This is a genomic window from Sphingomonas kyeonggiensis (assembly GCF_014196745.1).
Taxonomy (GTDB): domain Bacteria; phylum Pseudomonadota; class Alphaproteobacteria; order Sphingomonadales; family Sphingomonadaceae; genus Sphingomonas; species Sphingomonas kyeonggiensis.
In genome coordinates this window covers 216,974-243,968 of sequence record NZ_JACIEH010000001.1, presented here as the reverse complement: position 1 = coordinate 243,968, position 26,995 = coordinate 216,974, and the positions used below count along the sequence as shown (strand labels likewise).

Genomic DNA, 26,995 nt, shown 5'->3' with positions numbered 1-26,995 from the left:
TCCGCGGCGCTGCCCCCTTTAGAGGAAGAGGGCGGCGCTTCGCTCCGTGACGGGTAGGAGGTTGAGAGAGAGTCTCTCGGCCGCCCGTCGCGGAGACTACCCCGATGGCTACTGCCGTTCAGAAGATCACCCTGTCGTCCTCGCGCGACATCCCCTTCAACAAGCTGGTGCTCAGCCAGTCCAACGTCCGGCGCGTGAAGGCCGGCGTCTCGATCGATGACCTTGCGGCCTCGATCGCCCGGCGCGGCCTGATCCAGAGCCTCAGCGTCTTCCCGGTTGTCGATGCCGCGGGCGTTGAGACCGGCATGTTCGAGGTGCCCGCCGGCGGCCGCCGCTTTCGCGCGCTGGAGATGCTGGTGAAGCAGAAGCGCCTCGCCAAGGTCGCGCTCGTGCCTTGCGTCGTCCGCGACCGTGACGGCGCGATCCTCCCCGAGGAGGTGTCGTTGGCGGAGAATATCGAGCGCGCGCCGCTGCACCCGCTCGACCAGTTCCGCGCCTTCCAAGACATGCGCGCCAAGGGCATGACCGAGGAGGAGATCGCCGCGGCCTTCTTCGTGCAGGTCACTGTCGTGAAGCAGCGGCTCCGGCTGTCGTCTGTCTCGCCGGCGTTGCTCGACGTCTATGCCGAGGACGGCATGACGCTGGAACAGCTCATGGCGTTCACGGTATCGCAGGACCATGCCCGTCAGGAGCAGGTCTGGGATGCGATCAAGGATGCCTGGTCGAAGGAGCCGTACCAGATCCGGCGCATGCTGACAGAGACCACGGTGCGCGCCTCTGACAAGCGCGCCGTCTTCATCGGCGTCGACGCCTATGAGGCCGCAGGCGGCATCGTCATGCGCGACCTGTTTCAGTCCGACGATGGTGGCTGGCTTCAGGACCCCGCCTTGCTCGACCGCTTGGTGGCGGAGAAGCTGAAGACCAGCGCCGAGGCGATCGCCGCCGAGGGCTGGAAGTGGATCGAGGTCGCGGTCGGCTTCCCCTATGATACGACCCGCGGACTGCGCGAGTTGCAGGGCGAGCCGCTCGACCTCACCGCTGAAGAACAAGCGACGATCGACGCGCTCAACGCCGAGTACCAGAAGCTCGAGGCCGAATATGAAGGCGCCGACGAACTGCCCGACGAGGTCGACCAGCGGCTTGGCGAGATTGAGACGGCGCTTTCCGCCTTCGAGACCCGTCCGGTCCGTTTCGACGCCGACGACATCGCCCGCGCCGGCGTGTTCGTCAGCATTGCGCATGACGGCAGCGTCGCCATCGATCGCGGTTATGTCCGGGCCGAAGACGAGTCTCCCGAACCCAGCGCCGAGACGCATGGGGACGAGACCGAAGGTCGCCCGGATGAGTCTGGTGCGCCGGCCGTGCAGCGCGCCGTCATCACGATCGGCGGCCAGCCCGTCGAGACGGAGGACGACGAGGACGACGCGATCAAGCCGTTGCCCGAACGCCTGGTCGTCGAGCTGACGGCCTACCGCACGCTCGCGCTGCGCAACGCCGTGGCGGAGAACCCGCACGTCGCCATGACGGCGCTGCTCCACAAGCTGGTTTCGGACACCTTCATGACTCGCATGTACACGGGCGCCATGGAGGCCGGAGTGAAGCACGTCTTCTTCCCGGCGCAGGACGAAACGCTGAAGGACAGCCCGCCCGCCCGCGCGGTGCAGGACCGTCACGCCGCCTGGGCCGGCGACATCCCGAAGGACGACGATGCCCTGTGGGACTGGCTCGCTGGCCTGGACGATGCCAGCCGGATGGCGCTGCTGGCGCATTGCATCAGCTACGGCGTGAATGCCCTCTATGAGCGGCCGAATCCACACAGCGCTGGCGGCGTGTCCCAGCACACGCTCGATATGCGGCTTGCCCAGGCCGACCGCCTGACGAAGGCGACGGGCCTCGACCTGGTGGAGGCCGGCTGGCGCCCGACCTTTGGCAACTACCTCAATCGGGTCACCAAGCCCCTCATCCTGCAAGCGGTCCGCGAGGGCGCCGGGGAACAGGCCGCGCAGCTCATCGACCATCTGAAGAAGGGCGACATGGCCAAGGAGGCCGAGCGCCTGCTGGCCGACACCGGCTGGCTGCCGGAGCCCCTGCGGCTGGCCGCCGACGAGCCGACCGCTGCCGAGCTCTCTACGGGCGAGGCCGACGCGGCAATCGAGCTGCCGCAATTCCTTTCCTCCGATGAGGAGGACTCGGAGGCGTCCGACGCCGAGGACGACCCGGTCGCCCTCCTCGCCGCGGAATGACGTTCGCGGGGCGGCTTCGGCCGCCCCGCTCACTCTCCCCGGCTCGGGACCTTGACAATCCTGACCGACCGTACCACCTTACGTCGTACCACCATACAAAAAGCCGAGTAACTTCGTCCTAAAATCGCGAGGAGCACCTATGACCAACAAGAAACCACCCTCCCGCGTCCAGAAGCAACGCGAGATCCGCGTCGCAGCTGGATGGCAGGAGGTGAAGGTTTGGGTCCCGACCGAAAAAGACGCCGAGGATATCCGTAACCTGGCCGATGAGCGTCGAAAGAAAGCCGAAGCGCTCGAAGGCCTCCACCACGAGGTGAAAACAGTGACGTTAGAAATCCAGACCCGCATCGCCCAAGCGATCGCCGAGCACGGCTCGGCCGCCTATACTCACTCTTCCGGCGCAGTCCTCGACCTGATGACGAAGCTCGCCGACGAGGACGATCTCCAGAGCTTTTCGCGCGCCTTCATCATTTTGGCCCGCGCAAAGCCGACCAACGCCGCTTCCGTCGCGAGCTTCATCCCGGCGAAGATCAACAACTTCCTCGTCAAGCATCGCGGTGTCGACCCCGGTATGATGATGAACTGGATCCACGACCACCCCGAATGGACAGAGCGCCTCAAGGACGCGGTTCGCGATCCCGCGCGGTTTGAGGTGGTCGTCGAGACCATGGCGCAGGAAATGAAGCGGCCCCACTAACCGCGGCAGGTCCCATACGAGGCCCGGCGAAAGCCGGGCTTTTTTTATGCCCGCGGCAGGCGGTGGCCCACGCGGACCGTTCAAGAGCAAGAGGTCGGCCGGGACGGGTTTGAGCCCGTCCGGTCGAGAGAGAGCGCCGGACCGGCTCGTCCGTCTCCCGCTCTTTCGAGGTATCCTCCATGCTCAATGCTCCCGTCTCCGGGGCCGCTTCGGCGGCTTCACTTCCGTTCGCGCCCGACGCGCTTCCGGCCGCCGCCATACTCGCCGCCGCCGGCCATCTCCTCGCCCCCCTCGAACAGGGGCGAGTCATCGACGCCGCGGTCCTGCGCTCGGCCATGGAACAGGCCTTTGATGCCTCCGACGTCAGCGGCGCTTGGGATTGGAAGACGGCCTACGACGCCTGCGAAGCAGCGACCGTCCTGTTCCTGCGCAAGTACGGAAAGCCGCTTTTCCGCAAATCCGCGTCTCCGGCTGCACGGCTCGCCGCGCTGATCAAGATCGCCGGCCTCCTGCCGACCCATACGCGACGCTCCGAGGAGGCCCAGGCCCTCCAGCAATTCTCGACGCCGACGCCGCTGGGTTTTGCGGCCATTACCGCCGCATCGCTAACGTCGGCCGACCGGGTGCTGGAGCCCTCGGCCGGCACGGGCCTGCTCGCCGTCCTCGCGGAGATCGCCGGCAGCGGTCTCATCCTCAACGAACTGGCCGAGACCCGAGTCGATCTTCTGGCCTCACTCTATCCGGCCATTGCCGTCACGCGCTTCGACGCCTCCCAGATCGACGATCATCTCGATCGCACCGCCATCCCCAGCGTCGTCATCATGAACCCACCGTTCTCGGTCATGGCAAACGTCTCCGGTCGCGTCGCCGACGCCGCCTATCGCCACATCGCCTCCGCGCTAGCGCGGCTCGCACCGGGCGGCCGGCTGGTCGCTATCACCGGCGCGAACTTCTCGCCCGAGGCACCCGCATGGCGGGACAGTTTCGTCCGGCTGCAGGAGCGCGGCCGCGTCGTGTTCACAGCCGCGATCGCCGGCTCGGTCTATGCTAAGCACGGCACGACCATTGAGACGCGCCTGACCGTCATCGACAAGTCGCCCGCTGACGATGCAACTCGCTTCCCCGAATCCGCCGGGATCGCACCGGACGTGGCGACGCTTCTCGGGTGGATCGAGCGGGACATCCCGCCGCGCATGACCGTGGCGCTCCCGAGGGCCGTGCCGGATGCGGCCCCGCGCAGCGTTCGCGGATACCTCGCCCGGGCGGCAGCCGCCCTGCCCGCCCGCCACATGGCTGAGATCGAGGGCGTGGCGCTCGAATATCAGACTGTGAACTGGACGCCGCCCGAGGGTGCCGTTGCGACGCCACTGGCCTTCACCGGTATCGCCGTTGGCCTTCCTGCTATTAGTCGAGCGCTCGGCGGCAGTCCGATCGAACTCAACTGGGCCATAAACGCCTTTTTGCTGACTTTCGGCAGCACACTAATGGCGAGCGGGGCGCTCGCTGACAGCTATGGCCGCAGGCGAGTCTTTCTCTACGGCCTGACGGTCTTCGCCTTGCTCTCGGCCGCTCTCGCCTTTGCAGGAAACATTGTCTGGTTCGATTTGCTCAGGGCGATCCAAGGGCTCGGTGCAGCCGCCGCCTTCGCCGGCGGCTTCGCCGCCCTTGCTCAGGAAGCTGACGGCGGTGCTCGCCTTCGTTCGTTCAGCATCGTCGGCGCCAGCTTCGGCATCGGGCTCGCCTTCGGGCCGATCGCATCGGGTTGGATGATCGCCGCCTTTGGCTGGCCGGCGATTTTCGCACTTGTTGTTGCCCTGTCGCTTCTGGGCCTGCTGTTCGGTGCGATCTTCATGCCGGAAACGCGTGATCCAGACGCAGCCGCGCTCGACTGGAAGGGCGCGTTGAGCTTCACGCTGGCGCTCACTGCGCTGACGTTCGGTGTGCTGCAAGCACCGGAAAGCGGTTGGGCCGATCCGCTAGTCATCGTTTTGCTGACGAGCACCGTCGTGCTGTTTGCCGCCTTCACACTGATAGAACGGAGGGCGGCCCGGCCGATGCTGGACCTGTCGCTGTTTCGCTTCCCGCGCTTCGTCGGCGCTCAGCTCCTTGCTGTGGCACCGGCCTATGCCTTTGTCGTGCTGCTCGTCCTGTTGCCAGTTCGGTTCATAGGCATCGAAAACATGAGCGAGATCGCCGCTGGTCAGATGATGGTCGCCCTATCCGCCCCGTTTCTCGTCTTACCGATCGCGGCGGGGCTGCTAACCCGCTGGTTCGCTCCGGCGACCCTTTGCGGCGTGGGCCTTGCGATCGCGGCGATTGGCCTCTTCTGGCTCAGCCTAAACCCGGTTGGCTCCGATCCCTCTGCGCTGATCGCGCCGTTGGTTACGATCGGCGTGGGCATAAGTCTGCCTTGGGGTTTGATGGACGGCCTCGCCGTCAGCGTCGTGCCCACGGAACGCGCGGGCATGGCCACTGGCATCTTCAGCACCTCGCGCGTCGCCGGCGAGGGTGTAGTGCTTGCGCTCGTGACAGCTGGACTTTCGGCCCTGACTGCCGCCCACCTCGAAGTGGCTGAGGGCCAGGCAGCGGCTATCGCACAGAGGCTTGTCACCGGTGACCTGTCAGACGCGGCGACCCTTGCGCCCTCAATCAAGCGCGCGGCCCTTCTTCAAGGATACAGTGACGGGTTCTCCGCACTGCTCTGGCTGCTGAGCGGGCTCACCATGCTGACAGCTTTAGTCGTCTTTCTCTTCCTCGGTCGGAGCCACGAGACGGTGGAGGATATTGAGGACGAAGCAGAGATGGCCGTTGCCGGCTCGATGCCATCCGACCAGACAGGATCATGCTAGACATGCGTGTCTAACATTGCTGGGAGAAGGATGGTGCGGGTGGTCGGAATCAAACCGACACTCCTTTCGGATCCGGATTTTGAAGTGAGTCGCGGGTTCCATTGGGCTGAAATTCCCCGGGCGGCGGCGCTTCAGACAAGAACTTAAGAGTTAGCCGACGCTTCTAGACCGCACTTGCCTTGGAGACGGCCTTTCCGATTTGTACGCTATAGCCCGATACTGCCGCACACGTTCACGCCAAGGCTTCAAATTGGTAGATCTATCGCCTTCTATCTCCACGAGAGCAAAAACGTGGAGTTAGAACATGAGCGCCGACCTGCATCCCGTCCGTAGAACAATTCGCCGGCAGCAGCTACGAGAGATCGTGCCGCTCGCCGACAGCACGATCTACGACATGGAACAGCGAGGAGAGTTCCCGCAGCGCTTCTATCTCACCTCGCGTTGCGTCGTTTGGGACCTGGCAGAAGTCGAAGCCTGGCTCGTCGCTCGACGCCGTGCCTCTCGGGCTAATACTATCGAACGCGCTCCAAGCCCCGACGTGAGATTGCGCCGCTCTCGGCCAGTCAAACACTAGGCTCCAATTCCAGCAGCTCCATCGTGGCCGGGAGCAAGGTCGGCACATACTTCCGACCCGCGACCCACGCGTCCACGAGATTAGACCACTCCTGCATCATGTGGCGGCGTTGATGCTCATACTCCGCCTTGTTGTAGACACCACGCGAGGACCGGCCGTCCTCATGCGCCAAGCACTTCTCGATCCAGTCACTGTTGAAGCCGAGCTCATTCAACAAGGTCGAGCCGGTGCGTCGAAGATCATGAACAGTGAAGGGTTCGAGTGGCAGCCCCTCCTTTTTCGCCCTAACGACGACTGCGGTCGTAATCCGGTTGAACGTCGCCCGCGACATCGGCGCGTCAGCGTCATATCGCGACGGAAGGACATAGCGCGAATTGCCCGCGCAGGTCTTCAGCGCGATGAAGATGTCGACGGCCTGCTGTGACAGGTAGACGTTGTGCGCCTTCGACCGCTTCATTCTTTCCTTGGGTATCGACCAGACCGAGTTCTCGAAATCGACCTCGTCCCAAGTGGCGTCCTGGAGCTCGCTCTTCCTGACCATCGTCAGGAGGAAGAGCTTCATTCCCAGCCGTATGGTCGGCAGCGTCGGCACATGCTCGAGCTGGCCGAGCATGACGCGGATCTCCGCGGGTGATAGCGACCGATCCTTTGGCACAAAGGTCGCAATGGACGCGGGTCCGACCTCGTCCGCCGGGTTGGCGACCTTCTCACCATGCAAGATCGCGAATGCAAAAATCAGCTTCACGATATCGCGCACATGGACGGCGGTAGCTGGAGCGCCGCGATCCTTCACCTTCCCACACATCATACGCAGATCGTCGGGCGTGATCTCCGTCAGGAGCCTGTTTCGGAATGTCGGCAGGATATCGCGCTCATAGATGGAGCGCCGCATAGCCCGCGTGCTGTCGGCCATACGCGACTCTTGGAACCACTTCTCGCCAAACTCGCCGAACCGCTTCGCCTCCTTCAGTCGACGCTTGTCATGCTGCTTTTCTTGAGCAGGGGACCGTCCCTCTGAAATGGCCCGCTTCGCATCGATCAGCTTCTCGCGAGCCCTGGCAAGTGAGAGGCCGTCAGGGCCGTATCGGCCGAGCGTCAGCGTCTCGCGCCGTCCGTTGAGTCGATAGTCGTACCGGAACACGATCGCCCCGGACGGCTGGACCACGACGTACATACCGTCACGGTCACTCACCTTGTACAATTTCTTCTGTGCTTTCAGCGCCTTAATCGCTGTGTCCGTGAGCATGAAGACCTCCAAATCTGTCCAAAAACAGCAGAGAGGCACCACTTATACCGTCAGCCCAAAACTGGGGTCATTGGAAGTGAATTTCATTCGCTCTTCCAATGCCTTAAGGCCGAGAACTATACCGTCAGCAGCTCTCTTGGCCATGACGGTATAGCGAAATCTCTAACCGAACAAGTTCTCCCATACCGTCCACTATACCGTCACATCGGAGCGATGCCCCTCGATAGATGGCGATAGACGGTGACAGATTTATTCCGATTATTCAAATAGTTAGGTCGCACCTTGGCGTACAATCGGATACTGTCGGAGGGGCAAAAATCATTCCCATTCAATCGTGCCGGGCGGCTTCGACGTGTAATCATAGGCCACCCGGTTCACGCCGCGCACTTCGTTGACGATGCGGGTGGACACGCGCGGCAGGAAGCCTGCCGGGAACTCGAAGGCTTCGGCGGTCATGCCGTCGATCGAAGTGACCGCACGCAGCGCCAGCACCGAATCATAGGTGCGGCCATCGCCCATCACGCCAACGCTGCGGACCGGGGTGAGCACCGCGAAGGCCTGCCAGATCGTGTCGTAAAGGCCCGCGTTGCGAATCTCCTCGAGATAGATCGCATCGGCCTTGCGCAGGATGTCGCAGCGTTCCTTGGTGACTTCGCCCGGAATGCGGATCGCCAGGCCCGGCCCCGGGAAGGGATGCCGGCCGACGAACGCCTGGGGCAGGCCCAGCTCGCGGCCGAGCGCGCGGACTTCGTCCTTGAAGAGTTCGCGCAGCGGCTCGACGAGCTTCATGTTCATCCGCTCGGGCAGGCCGCCGACATTGTGGTGGCTCTTGATCGTCACCGACGGCCCGCCGGTGAAGCTGACGCTCTCGATCACGTCGGGATAGAGCGTGCCCTGGGCGAGGAAATCGGCGCCGCCGATCTTGCGGGCCTCTTCCTCGAACACGTCGATGAAGGTCTTGCCGATGAACTTGCGCTTGGCCTCGGGATCGGTGACCCCGGCAAGGCCGCCAAGGAACAGCTCCTCGGCATCCACATGGACGAGCGGGATGTTGTAGCTGTTGCGGAACAGGCTGACGACCTGCTCGGCCTCGCCCGAGCGCATCAGCCCGTGATCGACGAACACGCAGGTCAGCTGGTCGCCGATCGCCTCGTGGATCAGCACCGCGGCGACCGCGCTGTCGACGCCGCCGGAGAGGCCGCAGATCACCTTGCCGCTGCCGACCTGTGCGCGGATTTCCTCGATCTTGGTCTGGCGGAACTCGGCCATCGTCCAGTCGCCGGTGAGGCCGCAGACATGGCGGACGAAATTGGCGAGCAGCCGGGCACCGTCGGGCGTGTGGACCACTTCGGGGTGGAACTGCATCGCATAATAGCGGCGGTCGTCATCGGCGATCACCGCGAAGGGCGCGCCCGAGCTGTGCGCGACGGGGCGGAAGCCGGGCGCCAGGTTGGTCACCTTGTCGCCATGGCTCATCCACACCTGGTGCGTCTCGCCTTCGTGCCACATGCCGTCGAACAGCACGCAGCCATCATCGATGTCGATGAAGGCGCGGCCGAACTCGCCGCTGTCGCCGAGCTGCACCGTGCCGCCGAGCTGGTGCATCATCACCTGCTGGCCATAGCAGATGCCGAGCACCGGCAGGCCGCTGTCGAAGATCTCCTGGGGAACGCGAGGGCTTCCGTCCTCGAGCACCGATGCGGGCGAGCCGGAGAGGATGACTCCCTTGGGCTTCATCCGGGCAAATGCCTCGGCGGCGGTGGTGAAGGGAGCGATCTCGCTATAGACCCCGGCCTCGCGCACGCGGCGCGCGATCAGCTGGGTTACCTGGCTGCCGAAATCGACGATGAGGATGGAATCTGCATGTTGGTCCATGCCCAGCGCGCTTAACCAGAAGAGTCCCCAGGGGGCAAGGGCGGGGCGGAGATTATTCTGCCAAGTGCGGACAACCAGGCACCTCGCCCGCCCGATCTACAGCGCTTCCACCCCGTCGATCGTCACGACCGGCTCGCTTCCCCGGCGCAGCGCGCAGCGGAAGCCGCGGCTCTGCTTGTTGGTGTCGCGGTAGCTGGCCGCCAGCTCGACCTGGCCCTTGATCACCCAGCTCTTGCCGTTCCAGACCGTGCTGGTGAGGTCGGACACACGCGCCAGCCGCGCATAGCGCTCGCCCAGCGTCTCGGTCTCCATCGCGCAGCGTTCCGCGGCGGCGTCTTCGTCATAAAGCCCGTCGAAGCGCGCCGAATCGGGGGCCGGCGTCTCGGCGATCGGACCGCTGCCGGGCTGGGTTGGCTCGCCATAGCGGCTGTCGTCCATCGGCCCGGTATCGATCGGCACGCGATCCTCGGCAGGCGCGACGTCGTGCGACTTCTTCTTGCCGCTGGAGAGCAGCGCGAGCACGCCACCGACCACGAGGCCGCCGACGATCGCATCCCCGACGTCGAACTTGTCCTTCTTCACGTCCCGGGACGGGTGCCAGCGCTGCTGCGCCTGCGCCGGTACCGCCAGCCCGACCATCGCCACTGCGCCAGATGCGACGCCGACAAGCTTCAGAACACCCATGCCCGCCTCCGTTACTTTCACGGAACGAAAACTATGCCGGCAAGTCTGTCGCGCGGCTGAATGAAGCTCAATCGGGTCGTGGGTGGCGAAGGATGATCAGGCTGGCCAGGCTCGCACGCAACGGCCCGCCGGCATCCTGCCAGAGCGTTACCTCGACATCGTCTCCGCTGACGAACTTGTAGCAGGTGGCCCGCCGAGCATCCGAGCAATCGTCGACGCTCTCGAACGGCTGCGCGGCAAAGGCCGTCAGCGCCTCGATGCATCGACGCCCAGGCTCCCAGACGACGTCGCAGCTCGGGACCAGGAACCCGGCCTGCGCCGCAGCCGCACCGCGCAGGAGCAGGGCATGCCCTTCGCTCGCCACCGTCTCGTCCGCCGCCTGGAAATAGCGGGGGTCATTCTCGGCAATCCGGGAACAGGGGCCATGCCACTTGTCGCCGAACGCCGCGCCGCGCTGATCGGGGGTGAGATCGAGGATGCGGAAACGCTTGCTGCTTTCCAGCCCATAGGCGCGCATCGGCGTGGCCGCATCGGCATCGCCCTTCCCACTCCGGACGGGCGCGAGCATCATCACCACCATATCGGCGCGGCAGAGGCCCTGCACGGCGGTGGGATAGGCCGGCGTCTGCAGGACCACGCTATCGAGCGGCCGGACCGGCCGCTCGGCGCGGCGCCGGTCTTCCTTGCGGAACATTCGCCAGAGCTGGCCGCGCAGCTTCGCATCGGTGATTTCCGGCGCCTCGCCGCGCAGCTCCGCCTTGGTGACGGCCTGTTGCGCCGCGGCCGGAGCCGCGGCGCACAGCGCGCCCGCAAGGGCGAGCGCGCGGACGATCACTTGGTCTTGACCGTCAGCCCCGTCCACTTGGCCGTGAAGGCCCAGAGGTCCGCCGCCTCGTCGATGATCTTGTCGGTCGGCTTGCCCGAGCCATGCCCCGCGCGCGTCTCGATCCGGACGAGGTGCGGCTTGTCGCCGATATCGGCGTGCTGGATCGCCGCGGTGTACTTGAAGGTGTGCCCCGGCACGACGCGGTCGTCGGTGTCCGCCGTGGTCGCCAGGATCGCCGGATAGGCCACGCCCGACTTGATGTTGTGATAGGGCGAATAGGCGTAGAGCGTCCTGAAATCGGCTTCCTTCGACGGGTAGCCATAATCATCGACCCAGTAGCGGCCTGCAGTGAAGCGGTCGAAGCGCAGCATGTCCATCACGCCCACCGCCGGCAGCGCTGCGGCGAACAGGTCGGGGCGCTGGTTGACCACCGCGCCGATCAGCAGGCCGCCGTTCGAGCCGCCCTGGACCGCCAGCTGGTTCTTGCCGGTGATCCCCTCCTTGATGAGATACTCGCCCGCGCCGATGAAATCGTCGAACACGTTCTGCTTGTTCGCGAGCCTTCCACCGTCGTGCCATGCCTTGCCGTACTCGCCGCCGCCCCGGATGTTGGCGAGGACGAAGACACCGCCCTGCTCCAGCCACGCCAGGCGCGAGGAGGAGAAGCTGGGGCCATAGGACACGTTGAAGCCGCCATAGCCCCAGAGCAGGGTCGGCGCCGGACCCGTCGTGGTCGCCTTGCGGACGATGAACAGCGGCACCTTCGTCCCGTCCTTCGACGCGAAGAAGCGCTGCTCGACCTTGTAATCCTCCGGCTTGAAATCGAGCTTCGGGCGCGCCCAGGGCGTGCTGATGCCGGTCGCCATGTCGTAGCGATAGATCGTCGTCGGCTCGTTGAAGCTGGTGTAGGAATAGAAGGTCTCGGTATCGTCCGGCTCGCCGCCGAAGCCCGAGGCGCTGCCGACGCCCGGCAGCTTGACCGGTGCGAGTGCGCTGCCGTCCAGCTTGTAGCGGCGCACTTCGGTCTTGGCGTCGACCAGATAGCTGGCGACCAGCGTGCCGCCGACGATCGCGGCACCTTCCAGCGTCGCCTTGTCCTCGGGCACCAGATCGGTCGTCGCCAGGTCTGCCGACGCGACGTCCATCGTCACGATCTTGTGCTTCGGCGCGCCCTTGTTGGTCACCCAGTAGAACTTGCTGCCGACATTGCCGGCCAGGCCCCAGCTGTTCTCCAGCGCCGGGATGAGCACCCGCGGCTTCATCGCCGGATCCTTCAGGTCGATCAGCGAGATCCGGTAGCGATCGTCGGTGCCCTCGCTGGTGGTGATCACCATCCAGCGCCCGTCATCGGTGATCTGGGCGTAGTGGCTCCACTTGGGGTGGTCCGGCGTCTCGTAGATCAGCTTGTCGGCGCTGTCGGGCGTGCCGAGCTTGTGGAAGTAGATCTTGTGGTTCTCGTTCAGCGCCTGGAACTTGGCGTCGGCCGCGACGTCCGGATAGCGCGCATAGTAGAAGCCGCTGCCGTCCTTGGCCCAGACCGCGCTCAACGCGAACTTCATGCCATGGACGTTGTCGCCGGTCTCCTTGCCGGTGGCGACGTCGAGCACCTTGGCGGTGCGCCAGTCGGTGCCGCCGTCCTGGATCGCGTAGAGCAGATACTTGCCGTCCTCGGACGGTGCCCATTCGGAAAGCGCGGTGGCGCCGTCCTTGGACCAGCCATTGGGATCGATCAGCACCCGGCCCTCGCCGTCCAGCGTGTCGCGGACGAACAGCACCGCCTGGTTCTGCAGGCCGCTATTGTGCATGTAGAAATAGCGTCCGCCCTGCTTCTGCGGCACGCCGAAACGCTCGTAATCGAACAGCTGCTTGATCCGCGCCTTGAACCAGTCGCGGCCGGGCAGCGTGGCGAGATAGCTGTTGGTCACCTTGTTCTCGGCATCGACCCAGGCGGCGACTTCCTTGTCGTTGCGCACGTCGTTCTCGAGCCAGCGATAGGGATCCGCCACCTTCACCCCGAACTGCTCCTCCACCACGTCGACGCGGCGGGTTTCGGGATAGGCAAGCTTGGTCACTTTGGTCTCCGGCTGGGTCTGGGCGAATGCGGGGGTCGCGAGAAGCAAGGGAAGGATGAGAGAGCGACGCATGGGGCCTCCGAATGGGAATGCCCCCAGGCTAGCGCCCCGCCGCCAGCGCTCAAGCGAAACCGAGCACGGATGTCGCCGAAATGGCCCAGGCCAGGGCACCGAGGACCGGCGCCAGCGCCATGCCGGCCGAAAGCCAGGCACCGATATCAGAGTGGGAGTGATTTCTGTTCATGGCAGGAATGTGGGGACCTGCACGAACCGGCAGGAGTGCAGGAAATCTTTCGGGGCTGAAACGAAAAGGGCGGCCGCACCTGGTGCGACCGCCCTTCCCTATCTCGATGTTCGAGGCCGATCAGGCGACGGCGTCGAAGTCCTCGTCGACCAGCACCGGGCCCGAGTCCTGGCCCTTGGCCGAGACGTCGCGGTCGACGAACTCGATGATCGCCATCGGCGACGCGTCCGAAGCGCGCGGACCGGTCTTGATGATGCGGGTGTAGCCGCCGTTGCGGTCCGCATAGCGGGTCGCCAGGACGTCGAACAGCTTCACCAGCTGCGCGTCGTCGAGCAGGCGGGCATGGGCCAGACGACGGTTCGACAGGCCACCCTTCTTGGCGAGCGTGATCAGCTTCTCCACGTACGGGCGAAGCTCCTTCGCCTTGGCGACGGTGGTGGTGATCTGCTCGTGCTTGATCAGGGCGGCGCTCAGATTGCGGAACAGCGCAATACGGTGAGCCGAGGTACGCTGCAGCTTACGGCCGCCAACGCGATGACGCATGGTAACTTCCTTCAGTTCGTTCGGGGGCCGTATCAGGTACCCCGGACCAGGCAGCGATAAGGGCCGCTACCCAAAACCCTGTGCGAATTTCGCGAAGGCGCGCCCAAAGCGGATTTGGAGCGCGGAGTCAAGCTTGTCGATGGAAAGAAGGCGGGAACGGACACACCGCCCCCGCCCTCTTCATGCGATTATTGCTGCGGCGAAGCCGGTGCGACCGGCGCGGGCGCGGCGGCCGGAGTGGCGGCAGCGGGCGCGCCCGAAAGCGCGGCTGCAACCTGTTCGGGACGCAGCGCCCCCTCGCCCGGCCCCATGTCGTCGGCATCGACCATCTTCAGCTTGCTCTTGCGGAACTCGGCCTCGGTCGCGGGACGGATGTCGGGACGACCGACCATGAAGCCCATCTTGATCTTGCAGGAAGCATATTGGGTCTCGTCGGCCTCTACCTCGAGCGCCAGCGTGTCCTTGGCCTCGCTCTTCACACTGAATTCGTGGCGGCCCGGTTCGGTGACCATGATGAAATACTTGCCGGCGCCCAGCGAGCTGACCTTCTGACCCTTCTCGTTGACCGAGCAGCCGACCGCGAAGCCCATGCCGCCGGGGCGGTAGAACACGATCTGGCCCTTGCCCGCCGGCGGTGCCGGGATGGCGATCGGCGCAGGCGCCTCCTTGTCCTGGGCGATTGCCGGGCTGGCCAGTGCCGTCACGGCGACGGCAGCGGCGATGCTGAGCTTCTGGAACATCCTGTTTCCCCCTTCTTCGTTATGGAACTTGTCGCGCGTCCGCCGTGGCAGCGGGCGGGAAGATCTCGGCAGTCTTGGCCTCGGCGATCGTGCCCTGGGGCACGTTCACCTGTCCGCCATGGATCATGAAGCCGAACAGGCCGACGGGCAGCGGGCTCGCCGCGCTGGCGACATTGAGCGCGTTTACCGTGTCGGTCCTCGACTTGCCGTTGGACGACAGATGCATGCTGCGCAGCCGAAGCCGCTGCCCGCAGACCTCAAGATAGCGCGCCGCAAGCACCAGCTCGCCAGCCGATCCGCTGCCCCCGGCCTTCTTGGCGTGGACGACCTCGCCCATGCCGGTCGTCCCTTCCCGAACCAGCACCACGCCCTCGACGACAATCGGCTCCGCGAGCCGGATCGGGAAGCTGTCCCCGCTCCTGCTGATCTTGCTGCCCAGAGGAGCCAGCAGTTCGAGCCTGACCGGCGTCAGTGCCGGGATGGTGAGCGACGCGGCACATTCAGATGCGGCAGCAACCGTCGCATCCTGCCCGACCGCAGGCATGGACATGGCGCCCCCCACAAGCACGACGCTTGCCAGCAACAACTGCCAGTGCACGGAAATGTCCCCCGATATCCCCTGTGCATCAGGCTATGGCGAGCGGTGTCACTTGGCAAGCAACGAACAGACAAAAGGGCCGCCCCTTTCGGGACGGCCCTTCCGTTTGGTTCGCGGTGATCGCAGGCCTTAGCCCATGATCTCCTGCTCGAGCTTCTTGGCCATCTCTTCGATGTTCTCAGGCGGCCAGCCCGGGATTTCCATGCCGAGACGGAGACCCATCGACGACAGGACTTCCTTGATCTCGTTGAGCGACTTGCGGCCGAAGTTCGGCGTGCGCAGCATCTCGGCTTCGGTCTTCTGGACCAGATCGCCGATATAGATGATGTTGTCGTTCTTGAGGCAGTTGGCCGAGCGGACCGAAAGCTCCAGCTCGTCGACCTTCTTCAGCAGGTAGCGGTTGATCTGCGAGGCATCGCCCGAGCCGCCCTCGGCAGCCGGAGCCGCCGCAGCCATGCCGATCGGAGCCGAGCGGGTGACCGCCGAATCGTCGAAGTGGACGAAGAGCGCCAGCTGGTCCTGGAGGATGCGCGCGGCATAGGCCAAGGCGTCTTCCGGGGTGATCGTGCCATCGGTCTCGATCGAAAGCGTGAGCTTGTCGTAGTCGAGCTCCTGGCCGACGCGGGTGTTCTCGACCTTGTACGAGACCTGGCGGACCGGGCTGTACAGCGCGTCGATCGGGATCAGGCCGATCGGGGCATCCGCCGGACGGTTCGACGCGGCGAGGACATAGCCCTTACCGGTATCGGCGGTCAGCTCCATGTTGAGCGTCGCGCCATCGTCGAGGTGGCAGATCACGAGATCGGGGTTCATCACCTCGATATCGCCCGACACGGCGATGTCGCCGGCCTTCACCTCAGTCGGGCCAGTGGCCGACAGCTGGAGGCGCTTCGGGCCCTCGCCTTGCATCTTCAGCGCGATCTGCTTCACGTTGAGGACGATGTCCGTCACGTCCTCGCGCACACCCGCCAGCGAGCTGAACTCGTGGAGGACGTTCTCGATCTTGATCGAGGTGACCGCGGCGCCCTGCAGCGAAGAGAGCAGCACGCGGCGCAGCGCGTTGCCGAGCGTCAGACCGAAGCCACGCTCCAGCGGCTCCGCCACGAAAGTCGACTTGCGCTTGGGATCGCCACCGGGCTTCTTCTCGAGGCCGTTGGGCTTCTTGAGTTCCTGCCAGTTCTTAGCGTTGACCGACACGGGCTTTCCTCATGTTGGGCGGGACGAGAGGCATATCCCACCAGGTAACTACTGCAAGACCGCGGACCCGCCTCTGGGCCCGCGGCAACAAGCAGGAATGATCAGACGCGACGGCGCTTGGACGGACGAACGCCGTTGTGCGGGATCGGGGTCACGTCACGGATCGACGTGATCTGGAAGCCGACCGCCTGCAGTGCACGCAGCGCCGACTCACGGCCCGAACCCGGGCCCTTCACTTCCACCTCAAGGGTGCGCACGCCGTGCTCGGCGGCCTTGCGGCCCGCGTCTTCGGCGGCGACCTGGGCGGCGTACGGGGTCGACTTGCGCGAGCCCTTGAAGCCCATCATGCCGGCCGACGACCACGAGATGGCATTGCCCTGCGCGTCGGTGATGGTGATCATCGTGTTGTTGAAGCTGGCGTTCACATGGGCGACGCCGGCGGTGATGTTCTTGCGCTCGCGACGGCGAATGCGCTGCGGTTCACGTGCCATTTTTCTGTCCCTTCCGACCTAGCGCTTACTTCTTCTTGCCGGCGATCGGCTTGGCCTTGCCCTTGCGGGTGCGCGCATTGGTATGCGTGCGCTGGCCACGGACGGGCAGGCCCTTGCGGTGGCGCAGGCCACGGTAGCAAGCGAGGTCCATCAGGCGCTTGATGTTCATCGCGGTCTGGCGACGCAGGTCGCCTTCCACGGTGTAGCCGGCGTCGATCGCCTCGCGGATCTGCAGGACTTCCTGGTCAGAGAGATCCTGAACGCGACGCTCGGCCGCGATGTTCAGCTTCTCGGTGATCTCCTTGGCCTTGGACGGGCCAATGCCGTGGATGTACTGCAGCGCGATGACGACGCGCTTGTTGGTCGGGATGTTGACACCCGCAATACGAGCCATGAAATTTGTTCTCCCAGCTCCACGGGGTGCCGCATGGCAGCTCGCACCCCATCTCGTAGCGTTGACTTCCGAAATGCAGCGGCACGACGAACACGCCAAGGCGCCGCCGTGAAACCGATCTTTCGGAAGATGCGCGACATATGCGTCCGCCAACGCTGAGTCAAGCGCTGCGGGAAAGGCTTTCGCCGGAAAGCGTCTTATACACGAATCCGTGGCTGACGCCAAGCTGGCGCCAAAGACGCGACATCCTCCAGTTACCGTTCAGTTCCGCGCAATGCTCCACCTTCGACAAATCATCACGGAGGCAGAACGACATGCACCAGATCTTCCGAATCCTTGCTTCGAGCATCGCCCTTACAATCGCGCATCCCGCCACCGCGCGTGATGTCACCTCTTCTGTGGCGAAGCTGGATGCGGCGATGCAGCGCTGGATGCCGGGGATCGTGCGCGAGGAGAAGATCGGCGGCATCGGCATAGCGGTGATCCGGGATGGTCGCCTCATCTGGTCCGGCCACTACGGAGAGCAAAGTCCCGGCGTACCGATCACCCCGGACACGGTGTTCAACACCGCCTCGATCGCCAAGACGGTGACAGCCGAGACATTGCTGGCGCTGGAAGCCGCGAAACGGATCAGCCTCGACGAGCCCATCGCATCCTATGTGCCCGCCCACGACCTCGATCGCGATCCCCGCTACAAGCAGCTCACACTCCGTATCCTGCTCTCGCATCGCTCAGGCCTGCGGAACTGGCCCGACGACTATCCGGACGGCAAGCTCGCCTTCGACTGGGCGCCAGGCACGCGCTACCGCTATTCCGGCGCGGGGATTGAACTTGCTGCCCGCTATGCCGAGGCCAAGACTGGGAAACCACTTCGCGTGCTTGCGCAGGAGACAGTCCTGTCGCCTTGGGGGATCGACCGCATGGCGATCGGCACGCTGCCTTCCTGGAGCACGGGCAGGCTCGCAATGCCGGTGGGCCCACGGGGCGACTATCTCGACTTCACGACGCTCTATCCCGGCCTGCGCGACGGCAGCAGCATCGGCGCGGCCTATGATCTGCTCACGACCACCGGTGCCTATGGGCGCCTCCTCGAAGGACTTATCGCCGCCTCGGCATCCCCCTCACGGACGCGATCAGTCCGCGAGACGATACTGACGCCGCTGAACGGCGACGAGCGCTACGGCTGCGAGCGCCGTTTCACGCGTCGATGTCCGGACCGCTACGGCTATGCATTCGGCTGGCAGATCCATCACTATAGCCGCCACCGGATCCTGCAGCACACCGGCAATGACGAAGGCGAGACAGACCTGGTCTATTTCTCGCCCGATCGCCGAACCGGAGCGGCGATCTTCGTCAACGGCGCGAATGGCTGGGCTGCCATCGCCCGTGCGGTGGAGATCATCGGCGACGAACCCGAACTGGCCGACTATTATCGCGGACTGCTCGCGAAGCTGTTCGACCGGCAACTCGCGCCTCTGCCGCCCTCCAAATCCAAGCGTCAGCCTTCCACCGCAAGCCGATAGCCAGCGCCGCGCACGGTGTGGAGGATCGGGCGCTCGCCCTCCTCCAGCTTGCGGCGCAGGCGGCCGATATGGACGTCGACCACGTTCGAGCCGGGATCGAAGCGGCAATTCCAGACATGCTCGAGCATCATCGTGCGCGTGACAACCTCGCCGGCATGACGGGCGAGATATTCGAGCAGGTGGAATTCGCGCGCGACCAGCGGCACCGAGCGGCCCGACCGGGCGACGGTGCGGGAGAGCAGGTCGATCTCGAGATCGCCGACCACGATGCGCGTGGCCTGGGCTTCCGCCTCGGCCCGGTCGGCACGGCGCAGCAGCGCGGCGATTCGCGCACGCAGCTCGGCAAAGGAAAAGGGCTTGGCGAGATAGTCGTCGGCGCCGGCGGCCAGGCCACCGACCTTGTCATCGACCGTGCCGAGCGCGGAGAGCATGATTGCAGGCGTTCGCCGTCCCTGCTCGCGCAGCAGGCCGAGCATCGACAGCCCGTCCATGCCCGGCAGCATGCGATCGAATATCCAGAGATCGAAATTGCCCGCTTCGGCACGGGCCAGGCCGGCACGGCCATCCTCGCAGGTCTCGACCGTGAAGCCGGCATCGGCAAGGCCGCGCGTCACGAAGTCCGCCGCGGCGGCATCATCTTCAACGATCAGGATCCGGTGACTCATCCGTCGCTCCCGCCCGTGTCCGCTCCAAGAAAGGGTTGGCCGGCGAACAAGGGGGTGTCCGCCGGCCATGCGTCGATGCCAGGGCAGCATCGGCGACTTCAGGGCGCATGTGGCCGTTCCTGCGCCTGGGGCGACACCCGCCCCGCCGGGGCAGTGGCGGGGCGGGCACCCGGGCAACGATCGCGGGGGCGGCGATCGGCCCTGAGCCGGAAAGCGCGGGGAGGCGACCGCATGCTGAAGACCTCTGCGTGTGCCCGACGATCCCGCCGGCCACGGACCCCAGATACGCGCGCAGGCCGCCCCGGGCGGTGACCGCGGCATGACAAAAAGGTAATGTTGAAGACCCGTACATTCCTCCCCCAGCAAGCTGGGGGAGGGGGACCATTCGCGCAGCGAATGGTGGAGGGGCGCGCCGGGCACCGGCGCGTTGCGCCGGCCCCTCCACCACCGCCTTCGGCGGCGGTCCCCCTCCCCGAGACGAGCTCGGGGAGGAATTAAAATGGCTACCGCTCCACCGCGGCCTTCAGCCCAGCGACCTGCGCACCGAGCACGCCGTCCACCGGCGCGGCGATCTTGCCCAGGCCCGGTGCGCCGGCCACCGCATATTCCACCGTCACCGCGGTCGACTTGCCGTCTGCCGCCGGCGCGAGCGTCACGGTCATCACGCCGCTCGCCGGGAAGGACTGGAGCGGCCCGAGCCCGCCGGTGAGACGCAGCATCTTGCCCGGCTGGACGAAGACGGCACGCATATGCTCCACCCCTCCGCCATCGGGCAGCTTCTCGCACCAGCAGCCGCCGGGACGCGCATCGAGCGTGAGGTTGGCGGCACTCCCGGACCAGGTATGCTCGCTGCCCCACCAGGCCGAAGGCGCGATCAGTGTGGCCCAGACTTTCGCGGCAGGTGCGGCAACGGTCACCTTCTGCGTAACGGTGAAGCTGGTGTCGGTGGATGCGGTGACTTCCGCGGCAGCCGGCGATGCGGCCATCAGTGCAAGCGCGATCAGCGAACGGGTCTTCATATTCCCCTCCCCTAATGAGGCCGGGGCATCATAGCGCGCAGAGCAGCATTCCAGAAGCCGCAGCGACACGGCGCGGCACTTCGACCTCGATCCGCTCCAGCGCCTGCCGGGCGTGGGACAGATAGTGGAGCGTGCCATCGAGATACGCGTCAAACGCGCTGGCGGAGACATGCTGCCCGTCCACGAAGCGCCGCAGCGCATAGGGATCGGCCGCCGGCGCGTTCAGGCCTTCGCTGACCAGGGTGGCGGAGCGCACCCCGCTGGCCGCGAGCAGCGCTGGCGCGGACGGGTGGAAGGTGCCGCTCGGATAGCAGAAATGCTCGGGCACCGCCCCGCCGGTCGCCGCCAGGATCGCCGCGCGATTCGCGTCGATCTCCGGGAGCAACTGACCGATGCGGCCGGCAACGTCGATGTGGCGATGGGTGTGGAGCTGGATGTCGAGCCCGCGATCATGGGCGTCGGCAAGCTCGTCCGGGCGCATCAGATGGAACTGGCGACGCTCGAGCCATTGCTCGCCGACGCCGAGCGCACAGCCATAATCGCGCAACGCCGCGAGCCGCTCGCCTTCGGGCAGTGCCTCGATCCGGCGGATGACGGCGCCGCGATCCTCCCCTGCCCGCCCCGAGGCCGCGATCAGATAATCAACCGCCACGTTGATCACCGGCAGATCACGGCCGGCATACCAGGTGGTGGCATAGAGCGTCGCGGGCAGACGGTGCGCCTCGAGCACCGGCAGCATGTGGCTGTGAGTCGAGGCCCAGCCATCGTCGATCGTGATCACCACCGCGGCACGTGGCAGGCGATTGGCAGCGAGCCGCTCGACTGCCTCGCCGAGCGGCAGCACCGGCAGGCCCGAACGGGCGAGCCGCGCCATGCGGGCCGCGAACATCTCGGGCGTCATGAACAGGCAGCTGCCGAACGGCGCGCCAGGCGCGAGCCAGAGGCCGTGATAGCAGAGGATGCGCAGCTGGCTGCCCGTGGCGCGACGGGCGAGCGCGGACAGGCCGGTGAGGCCGGCAGCTCTCAGCAAGGCACGCCTGGGCAGCATCAAACGAAAATCCCCGGCCCTGCCGAGATGGCCGGGCCGGGGGATCGTCACACCCCGTGCTTAAGCAGGGGTTAGAGCAACAATATATTACAATGGCTTACGGTGGCTGGGGCTGGCACCCCTGATCGTCATCCCCGCGAAGGCGGGGATCCAGGGCAGTTCGGGTTAGTCGAAGAAATCGCGCCCAGCATTGCCGGAACCGGGCACTCGAGCCTCACCGCAGTTGCCCGTGGCTCTGGATCGCCGCCTTCGCGGGGATGACGGGGCAATCTGACGGAAGGCCTTCCGAAGCCTGCCCCAAACAGAAAAGGCCGGGCATCACGCCCGGCCTTTCCCAACTCCCAGCCCCCACAAGGAGGGGTATCTCAGGCCTTGCCGTCGAGGATCGCGTCGATCTGCGCGCCGACCTCGGCTATATCCGCCATGCCATCGACCTTCTTCACCAGGCCCTTGGCCTCGTAGAAGGGGAGGATCGGCGCGGTCTTGGCGCGATACTCTGCCATGCGGGTCCGCACGGTCTCGGCGTTGTCGTCCGGACGGCGCTTGAACTCGTGATGGCCGCACACGTCACACGTGCCCTCGACCTTGGGCAGCTTGAACTTGTCGTGATAGCCCTCGCCGCAATTGGCGCAGGTGAAGCGGCCCTCGACACGCTCGACCAGCGCATCTTCGTTCACTTCGAGCTCGATCACGAAATCGAGCTGGCGGCCGCGCTCGCTCAGCAGCACGTCGAGCGATTCCGCCTGGGCGGCGGTACGCGGATAGCCGTCGAAGATCGCGCCCTTCAGCGTGTCTTCCATGTCTAGCCGCTCGCCGATGATTCCCGAGACGATCGCGTCCGAGACCAGCTCACCGGCATCCATCACGGCCTTGGCCTGGATGCCCGTGGGCGTGCCCGCCTTGACTGCGGCGCGCAGCATGTCGCCCGTCGAGAGCTGGACCATGCCCCGCTCTTGCTCGAGGCGCTTGGCCTGGGTGCCCTTGCCGGCTCCCGGCGGGCCCAACAGGATGATGTTCACTAAGCCTGTCCCCTCTTAGGCTCTGGGCCGCGCTTAACGCGCGCGACCCTTCAGCTTGGCCTTCTTGATCAGGTCGCCATACTGGTGCGCCAGCAGGTGCGACTGGATCTGCGTCACCGTGTCCATCGTCACGTTGACGACGATGAGCAGGCTGGTGCCGCCCATCAGGAACGGAATGCTCATCGACGAGAACACCGCTTCGGGAACGAGGCAGATGATCGTCAGATAGGCAGCGCCGATCACGGTGATGCGGGTGAGCACGTAATCAAAGTACAGCTCGGTGTTCTTGCCCGGACGGATGCCCGGGATGAACCCGCCATAGCGCTTCAGATTCTCGGCGGTCTCCTCCGGGTTGAACACAACCGCGGTGTAGAAGAACGAGAAGAACACGATGCCGAGGCCGTACAGCGTCATGTAGATCGGCGAACCGTGGCGCAGCCACGTGTTCAAGTTGATGATCAGGTCGCTGTACCAGTTCTCGCCCGCGGTCATGTTGCCGGCGAACTGCGTGACGGTCAGCGGCAGCAGCAGCAGCGACGAGGCGAAGATCGGCGGGATCACGCCGGCGGTGTTCAGCTTGAGCGGCAGGTGGCTGCGCTCGGCCTGGACGCCGCGGGCGGTCTGGCGCTTCGGATACTGGATCAGGATGCGGCGCTGGGCACGCTCCATGAAGCAGATGAAGAGCACCAGGATGGCGACACCGAGGATGATCGTGATCAGGCGCAGCGGATCGATCGATCCGGTACGGCCGCTCTCGAACAGCTGGACGAGCGTGGTGGGCAGGCGGGCGACGATGCCCGCCATGATGATCAGCGAGATGCCGTTGCCGATGCCGCGATTGGTGATCTGCTCACCGATCCACATCAGGAACATGGTGCCGCCGACGAGGCTGATCACCGCGCCGATGCGGAAGATCATGCCCGGCTCCACCACGGGCTGCAGGCCCTGGCTGGCGCCGAAGGTCTCGAGGCCGACGGCGATGAAATAGCCCTGCACCGCGGTCAGCGCCACCGTGCCGTAGCGGGTGTACTGGTTGAGGCGCTTGCGGCCGCTCTCGCCTTCCTTCTTGATCGCGTTCAGCGTCGGCGACAGCGAGGTCGCCAGCTGCACCACGATCGAGGCGGTGATGTAGGGCATCACGCCGAGCGCGACGATCGACATGCGGTTGAGCGCGCCGCCGGTGAAGTTGTTGAAGAAATCGAGCACGCCACCCTGGGTCTGCTGCGCGAGCAGGTTCAGCTGGGTGGGATCGACGCCCGGCAGGGGCACGTAGCTCAGCATGCGGAAGACGATCAGCGCGCCGAGGGTGAACCACAGGCGCTTCTTGAGATCGGTAGCCTTGGCGAACTTCGCCAGGTTGATGCTGGAAGCAAGTTGATCGGAGGCGGAGGCCATATCGTATTAGGTCCCGGAAACAGAAACGGCGGATGAGCGTTTCCGCCCCCCGCCGTTCATATAGGGTGTCCAACCCTTAGGGCAATCTGTCCCCGGCGAGACGCTGGGGACAAGTCGCCGAACGGCGTCATGCTTGCCCCGGCGCAAGGCCGGGGACCGGCATGCTTACGCCTTGGCGGCGGCCTTCTTGGCTTCCTTGTCGGCCGCACGCGCCTTCTGGACGACGCGGTGCTTGGCCTTGGCCTTCTCGGCGGCCGGAACGATCTCGGGGATCGTCACGGTGCCACCGGCCTTCTCGATCGCCTCGCGGGCGGTCTTCGACACGCCGGCGACGGTGAAGTTCAGCTTGGCCGAGAACTCGCCCTTGGCGAGAACGCGAACGCCGTCCTTGCCGCCACGGGTCAGGCCCGCCGCGTTCAGCTCGGCCTGGGTGATGTCGGTCGCGGTCAGCTTGCCCGAATCGACAGCCTTCTGGATCGCGCCCAGGTTCACCTCGGCATAGTCCTTGGCGAAGATGTTGTTGAAGCCGCGCTTCGGGATGCGCATGTGGAGCGGCATCTGGCCGCCCTCGAACCCGTTGATCGACACGCCTTCACGGCTCTTCTGGCCCTTCACGCCGCGGCCGCCGGTCTTGCCCTTGCCCGAGCCGATGCCGCGTCCGACGCGGATCTTGCGGTGGCGGGCGCCCTGGTTGTCGGTGAGTTCGTTAAGCTTCATGATCGTGCACTCGCTTTCGCTTTTGTCGCGCGTTAAAAGGAAGCGGGGCCCATAGCGGGGTGGTGGCGCTTTGTCACCCCCCGTTTTCGCCGACAGCGCGTCAACCTTAACCCGTGCCGATCCCGGCCATACCATTCGTAGAAGATCGAACTGTCGCGCTTCCAACGGAGGAGTAACAGTCGAAGGCGATGAAGAGCATCCTGGCCATCCTGCGTCTGCCGTCGGCACGGATCGTCGTGGCCGGCGCGCTGTTCTTCGTCTTCATCGCCTGGGTGGCGGTGATCTGGCAGATCCGGGCGGATCACAGCATCGCCATGCAATCGGCGCTGCGGGAGAACCGCAGCCGCGTGGTCGCCTTCGAGCAATATGTGCGCCGCACGCTTGAGATGGCCGACCTCGCCACCCAGTACCTGGGCGAGCGCTATGGCGGGCAGATCGACCAGGGCGACAGCAGCGAACCCAGGCTCATCACCCTGCCCAGCTATTTCAGCCCGATGATCACCGGTGCGGAGATCGCCGACCGGAACGGCAATATCCGCTTCACCACCAAGCAGCGCGGGCCGGTCAATGTCCGCGACAAGCGCGTGTTCCGCGAGCTGCACGACGCCCCCGGGGTCGCCCGCGCCATCTCCAATCCCAGCGAACCGGAAGGATCGCAGGTTGCCGTGCTGCTGATCGCGCGCTCCTGGCGCGATGCGCGGGGCGATTTTGCCGGCGCCCTGGCGGTCGACATCCCGACGGACCGGTTCGTCGATTTCAATGCCGGCCTGCAATACCGGCCCGACGACCTGATCTCGATCATCTCGCTGCGGGGCATGACCCTGGCCCGGCGCGAGGGCCAGACGGTGAGCTGGGGACAGGACCTGAAGGGCAAGGCGGTGATGCTGCAGCAATTCGCCCATCCCAACGGCGAATATTGGGCACCGAGCGCGATCGACGGCAAGCGCCGGCTGTTCAGCCATGAGCGGCTCAGCACCTATCCGATCTTCGTCACCTCCGGCATCGGCGAGGACGATATCTTCGGACCGGCGCGGCAACGCGCGACCTGGTTCCTGTCCCTGGCGAGCGCATTGACCCTGGTGGTGGCAGCACTGCTCGCGCTCTATTTCCGTCACGTCCATAATTATCAGCAGGCGCAACACCGCTTCGACGTGATCCGCGACGAGTTCGCCCATAGCGCCCGAGTCGCTTCGCTCAGCGAAATGGCGGGCGGGCTGGCGCACGAGCTCAACCAGCCCCTGGCCGCGGCGTCCAACTTCCTCACCGTGGGCGAGTTCATGCTGAAGAACGATGGTCCGCGCGAGACCATCCAGGTGCAGCTCCACCAGGCCCGCAGCCAGATCACCCGCGCCGGCGAGATCATCCGCAGGATCCGCGACTATCTGGCGAAAGGCGATGCCGACCTGCGCATCGAGCCGATCGACGACGTCATCGACGACGCGATCGAGCTGGCGCGTGGTGCCAAGGTCGCCCCCTCGGCGCGTATCACCTATTCCGGCGTGCAGCCCCCTGCCCACGCGCTGATCGACCGCGTCCAGATCCAGCAGGTGCTGGTCAACCTGATCCGCAATGCCGAGGATGCGATGGCATCGCTACCGCCCGATCAGCGATCGATCCGGATCACCTGTTCGGTCGCGTCCGAGGATTTTCTGCGCATCTCGATCGAGGATAGCGGCCCGGGCATTCCCGATGCGGTGTTCGACAAGTTCAACATGCCCTTCATCTCGACCAAGGCGGCGCAGGGCCTGGGCATCGGCCTGTCGATCTGCCGCAGCATCATCGAAGTGCATGGCGGCGAGCTGAAGGCGGAGAATCTGCGGCGCGGCGCGCTGGTCAGCTTCACCATACCGCGCGATCCCACGCTGCGCGCGGTGGCTTGAGCTTCAATCCATTGCCCGTGGAGCCGTTCCTCAGCCGACCCAGTGCAGTTGTTCGAGAAAGGTTCTGAAACGGGGAAGGACCGCCTCGGGCGGCACCTCGCGGTGCCATTGCCGCTCGGGGACTGCCGTGTCGATGTAGCGAAACTCCACGCACCCTGTGGAGACCGGACGAACCCGGAGATAAGGCCCAGAAGCGGGAGCGGTGTCCGTCTGCTGGATGCAGAGATCGAACATCGAGGTCCAGCCGAAGAGCGCCGAGGATAGCGGCCCATTGGCAATCTCAGTCGCCAATATCTCCAGCCCTTCGAGTGCGCCCGCAAGGGCACCGTCATGCCCCTTGTCCCGATGCGTACGGTAGCGATCCACGATCGCTGGCCATGGCAGGCTGCCAGACGACGAGACTTCCTCGTTTTTCATTCCGCCAGGCTGGACCAGCGGTCGAAGCCCGGCAAGCGG

The 26,995-nt window shown here is 65.3% G+C and carries 24 protein-coding genes; 6 read left to right on the top strand and 18 right to left on the bottom strand.

What is annotated here, in order from left to right; translation table 11 throughout:
• Positions 1 to 104 precede the first annotated feature (104 nt).
• The 4 genes from GGR46_RS01245 to GGR46_RS01230 all read left to right on the top strand — a co-directional run bounded on the left by GGR46_RS01245 (position 105) and on the right by GGR46_RS01230 (position 6,363).
• On the top strand, positions 105 to 2,243 hold the full coding sequence (locus GGR46_RS01245) for a ParB/RepB/Spo0J family partition protein (RefSeq protein WP_183993805.1): 2,139 nt from the start codon (positions 105 to 107) through the stop codon (positions 2,241 to 2,243).
• A gap of 139 nt (positions 2,244 to 2,382) precedes the next feature.
• A complete protein-coding gene (locus GGR46_RS01240; RefSeq protein WP_221262522.1) occupies positions 2,383 to 2,940 on the top strand; it encodes a hypothetical protein in 558 nt (185 codons plus the stop codon).
• A 179-nt stretch (positions 2,941 to 3,119) separates the two neighbouring features.
• Positions 3,120 to 5,789: an MFS transporter gene (locus tag GGR46_RS25900; RefSeq protein ID WP_221262521.1), complete on the top strand. Its 2,670-nt coding sequence runs from the start codon at positions 3,120 to 3,122 to the stop codon at positions 5,787 to 5,789.
• Between the two features lie 304 nt (positions 5,790 to 6,093).
• On the top strand, positions 6,094 to 6,363 hold the full coding sequence (locus tag GGR46_RS01230; protein ID WP_183993803.1) for a helix-turn-helix transcriptional regulator: 270 nt from the start codon (positions 6,094 to 6,096) through the stop codon (positions 6,361 to 6,363).
• Here the strand turns inward: GGR46_RS01230 and GGR46_RS01225 are convergent.
• The 11 genes from GGR46_RS01225 to rpsM form a co-directional block, all read right to left on the bottom strand.
• A complete protein-coding gene (locus tag GGR46_RS01225; protein ID WP_183993801.1) occupies positions 6,353 to 7,609 on the bottom strand; it encodes a tyrosine-type recombinase/integrase in 1,257 nt (418 codons plus the stop codon). The genes GGR46_RS01230 and GGR46_RS01225 overlap by 11 nt on opposite strands.
• Positions 7,610 to 7,927: 318 nt before the next feature.
• Positions 7,928 to 9,484, bottom strand: a complete 1,557-nt coding sequence (gene guaA, locus GGR46_RS01220) for a glutamine-hydrolyzing GMP synthase (protein WP_183993799.1) — start codon at positions 9,482 to 9,484, stop codon at positions 7,928 to 7,930.
• A 96-nt stretch (positions 9,485 to 9,580) separates the two neighbouring features.
• A complete protein-coding gene (locus tag GGR46_RS01215) occupies positions 9,581 to 10,168 on the bottom strand; it encodes a hypothetical protein (RefSeq protein WP_183993797.1) in 588 nt (195 codons plus the stop codon).
• 67 nt (positions 10,169 to 10,235) lie between these two features.
• A complete protein-coding gene (locus GGR46_RS01210) occupies positions 10,236 to 11,003 on the bottom strand; it encodes a hypothetical protein (protein WP_183993795.1) in 768 nt (255 codons plus the stop codon).
• On the bottom strand, positions 11,000 to 13,138 hold the full coding sequence (locus tag GGR46_RS01205) for a prolyl oligopeptidase family serine peptidase (protein WP_183993793.1): 2,139 nt from the start codon (positions 13,136 to 13,138) through the stop codon (positions 11,000 to 11,002). Before GGR46_RS01205 ends, GGR46_RS01210 begins: the two co-directional genes overlap by 4 nt.
• 292 nt (positions 13,139 to 13,430) lie before the next feature.
• Complete coding sequence (gene rplQ, locus GGR46_RS01200) at positions 13,431 to 13,853, bottom strand: 50S ribosomal protein L17 (protein ID WP_183993791.1); 423 nt, start codon at positions 13,851 to 13,853, stop codon at positions 13,431 to 13,433.
• 188 nt (positions 13,854 to 14,041) lie between these two features.
• Positions 14,042 to 14,593 carry a DUF2846 domain-containing protein gene (locus GGR46_RS01195; protein WP_183993789.1) on the bottom strand — a complete coding sequence of 184 codons (552 nt, stop codon included), beginning with the start codon at positions 14,591 to 14,593 and terminating at the stop codon, positions 14,042 to 14,044.
• A gap of 19 nt (positions 14,594 to 14,612) precedes the next feature.
• The gene (locus GGR46_RS01190; RefSeq protein WP_183993787.1) at positions 14,613 to 15,143 is read right to left on the bottom strand and encodes a hypothetical protein; all 531 of its coding nucleotides are present in this window, start codon (positions 15,141 to 15,143) and stop codon (positions 14,613 to 14,615) included.
• Between the two features lie 177 nt (positions 15,144 to 15,320).
• On the bottom strand, positions 15,321 to 16,388 hold the full coding sequence (locus GGR46_RS01185; RefSeq protein ID WP_183993785.1) for a DNA-directed RNA polymerase subunit alpha: 1,068 nt from the start codon (positions 16,386 to 16,388) through the stop codon (positions 15,321 to 15,323).
• Between the two features lie 101 nt (positions 16,389 to 16,489).
• A complete protein-coding gene (rpsK, locus tag GGR46_RS01180) occupies positions 16,490 to 16,879 on the bottom strand; it encodes a 30S ribosomal protein S11 (protein ID WP_010545745.1) in 390 nt (129 codons plus the stop codon).
• Positions 16,880 to 16,904: 25 nt separating this feature from the next.
• Positions 16,905 to 17,273 (bottom strand): 30S ribosomal protein S13, encoded by a 369-nt coding sequence (gene rpsM / locus GGR46_RS01175; protein WP_183993783.1) that lies wholly within the window; start codon positions 17,271 to 17,273, stop codon positions 16,905 to 16,907.
• 314 nt (positions 17,274 to 17,587) lie between these two features.
• On the opposite strand from rpsM, the gene GGR46_RS01170 reads away from it, so the two are divergent.
• Complete coding sequence (locus GGR46_RS01170; RefSeq protein ID WP_183993781.1) at positions 17,588 to 18,796, top strand: serine hydrolase domain-containing protein; 1,209 nt, start codon at positions 17,588 to 17,590, stop codon at positions 18,794 to 18,796.
• Here GGR46_RS01170 and GGR46_RS01165 read toward each other — a convergent pair.
• From GGR46_RS01165 to rplO, 6 genes are all read right to left on the bottom strand, one after another.
• Positions 18,772 to 19,461: a response regulator transcription factor gene (locus tag GGR46_RS01165; RefSeq protein WP_183993779.1), complete on the bottom strand. Its 690-nt coding sequence runs from the start codon at positions 19,459 to 19,461 to the stop codon at positions 18,772 to 18,774. The genes GGR46_RS01170 and GGR46_RS01165 overlap by 25 nt on opposite strands.
• 503 nt (positions 19,462 to 19,964) lie before the next feature.
• Complete coding sequence (locus GGR46_RS01160) at positions 19,965 to 20,480, bottom strand: SRPBCC family protein (protein WP_183993777.1); 516 nt, start codon at positions 20,478 to 20,480, stop codon at positions 19,965 to 19,967.
• 28 nt (positions 20,481 to 20,508) lie between these two features.
• Positions 20,509 to 21,528 carry a polysaccharide deacetylase family protein gene (locus GGR46_RS01155; protein ID WP_183993775.1) on the bottom strand — a complete coding sequence of 340 codons (1,020 nt, stop codon included), beginning with the start codon at positions 21,526 to 21,528 and terminating at the stop codon, positions 20,509 to 20,511.
• A 365-nt stretch (positions 21,529 to 21,893) separates the two neighbouring features.
• Complete coding sequence (locus GGR46_RS01150; RefSeq protein WP_183993773.1) at positions 21,894 to 22,547, bottom strand: adenylate kinase; 654 nt, start codon at positions 22,545 to 22,547, stop codon at positions 21,894 to 21,896.
• A 33-nt stretch (positions 22,548 to 22,580) separates the two neighbouring features.
• The gene (secY, locus tag GGR46_RS01145) at positions 22,581 to 23,942 is read right to left on the bottom strand and encodes a preprotein translocase subunit SecY (protein WP_183993771.1); all 1,362 of its coding nucleotides are present in this window, start codon (positions 23,940 to 23,942) and stop codon (positions 22,581 to 22,583) included.
• Positions 23,943 to 24,107: 165 nt separating this feature from the next.
• Positions 24,108 to 24,659 (bottom strand): 50S ribosomal protein L15, encoded by a 552-nt coding sequence (gene rplO, locus GGR46_RS01140; protein WP_183993769.1) that lies wholly within the window; start codon positions 24,657 to 24,659, stop codon positions 24,108 to 24,110.
• A 188-nt stretch (positions 24,660 to 24,847) separates the two neighbouring features.
• On the opposite strand from rplO, the gene GGR46_RS01135 reads away from it, so the two are divergent.
• On the top strand, positions 24,848 to 26,539 hold the full coding sequence (locus GGR46_RS01135; RefSeq protein ID WP_183993767.1) for a sensor histidine kinase: 1,692 nt from the start codon (positions 24,848 to 24,850) through the stop codon (positions 26,537 to 26,539).
• A 30-nt stretch (positions 26,540 to 26,569) separates the two neighbouring features.
• Here the strand turns inward: GGR46_RS01135 and GGR46_RS01130 are convergent, their stop codons facing one another.
• A complete protein-coding gene (locus GGR46_RS01130; RefSeq protein ID WP_183993765.1) occupies positions 26,570 to 26,956 on the bottom strand; it encodes a hypothetical protein in 387 nt (128 codons plus the stop codon).
• Positions 26,957 to 26,995: the final 39 nt, after the last annotated feature.

What these genes read in the sequence shown, in the direction of transcription:
- GGR46_RS01245 (WP_183993805.1), top strand. Translation starts at nt 105, where the DNA reads ATGGCTACTGCCGTTCAGAAGATCACCCTGTCGTCCTCGCGCGACATC.
- GGR46_RS01240 (WP_221262522.1), top strand. Translation starts at nt 2,383, where the DNA reads ATGACCAACAAGAAACCACCCTCCCGCGTCCAGAAGCAACGCGAGATC.
- GGR46_RS25900 (WP_221262521.1), top strand. Translation starts at nt 3,120, where the DNA reads ATGCTCAATGCTCCCGTCTCCGGGGCCGCTTCGGCGGCTTCACTTCCG.
- GGR46_RS01230 (WP_183993803.1), top strand. Translation starts at nt 6,094, where the DNA reads ATGAGCGCCGACCTGCATCCCGTCCGTAGAACAATTCGCCGGCAGCAG.
- GGR46_RS01225 (WP_183993801.1), bottom strand. Translation starts at nt 7,609, where the DNA reads ATGCTCACGGACACAGCGATTAAGGCGCTGAAAGCACAGAAGAAATTG.
- guaA (WP_183993799.1), bottom strand. Translation starts at nt 9,484, where the DNA reads ATGGACCAACATGCAGATTCCATCCTCATCGTCGATTTCGGCAGCCAG.
- GGR46_RS01215 (WP_183993797.1), bottom strand. Translation starts at nt 10,168, where the DNA reads ATGGGTGTTCTGAAGCTTGTCGGCGTCGCATCTGGCGCAGTGGCGATG.
- GGR46_RS01205 (WP_183993793.1), bottom strand. Translation starts at nt 13,138, where the DNA reads ATGCGTCGCTCTCTCATCCTTCCCTTGCTTCTCGCGACCCCCGCATTC.
- rplQ (WP_183993791.1), bottom strand. Translation starts at nt 13,853, where the DNA reads ATGCGTCATCGCGTTGGCGGCCGTAAGCTGCAGCGTACCTCGGCTCAC.
- GGR46_RS01195 (WP_183993789.1), bottom strand. Translation starts at nt 14,593, where the DNA reads ATGTTCCAGAAGCTCAGCATCGCCGCTGCCGTCGCCGTGACGGCACTG.
- GGR46_RS01190 (WP_183993787.1), bottom strand. Translation starts at nt 15,143, where the DNA reads ATGTCCATGCCTGCGGTCGGGCAGGATGCGACGGTTGCTGCCGCATCT.
- rpsK (WP_010545745.1), bottom strand. Translation starts at nt 16,879, where the DNA reads ATGGCACGTGAACCGCAGCGCATTCGCCGTCGCGAGCGCAAGAACATC.
- rpsM (WP_183993783.1), bottom strand. Translation starts at nt 17,273, where the DNA reads ATGGCTCGTATTGCGGGTGTCAACATCCCGACCAACAAGCGCGTCGTC.
- GGR46_RS01170 (WP_183993781.1), top strand. Translation starts at nt 17,588, where the DNA reads ATGCACCAGATCTTCCGAATCCTTGCTTCGAGCATCGCCCTTACAATC.
- GGR46_RS01165 (WP_183993779.1), bottom strand. Translation starts at nt 19,461, where the DNA reads ATGAGTCACCGGATCCTGATCGTTGAAGATGATGCCGCCGCGGCGGAC.
- GGR46_RS01160 (WP_183993777.1), bottom strand. Translation starts at nt 20,480, where the DNA reads ATGAAGACCCGTTCGCTGATCGCGCTTGCACTGATGGCCGCATCGCCG.
- GGR46_RS01155 (WP_183993775.1), bottom strand. Translation starts at nt 21,528, where the DNA reads ATGCTGCCCAGGCGTGCCTTGCTGAGAGCTGCCGGCCTCACCGGCCTG.
- secY (WP_183993771.1), bottom strand. Translation starts at nt 23,942, where the DNA reads ATGGCCTCCGCCTCCGATCAACTTGCTTCCAGCATCAACCTGGCGAAG.
- rplO (WP_183993769.1), bottom strand. Translation starts at nt 24,659, where the DNA reads ATGAAGCTTAACGAACTCACCGACAACCAGGGCGCCCGCCACCGCAAG.
- GGR46_RS01135 (WP_183993767.1), top strand. Translation starts at nt 24,848, where the DNA reads ATGAAGAGCATCCTGGCCATCCTGCGTCTGCCGTCGGCACGGATCGTC.
- GGR46_RS01130 (WP_183993765.1), bottom strand. Translation starts at nt 26,956, where the DNA reads ATGAAAAACGAGGAAGTCTCGTCGTCTGGCAGCCTGCCATGGCCAGCG.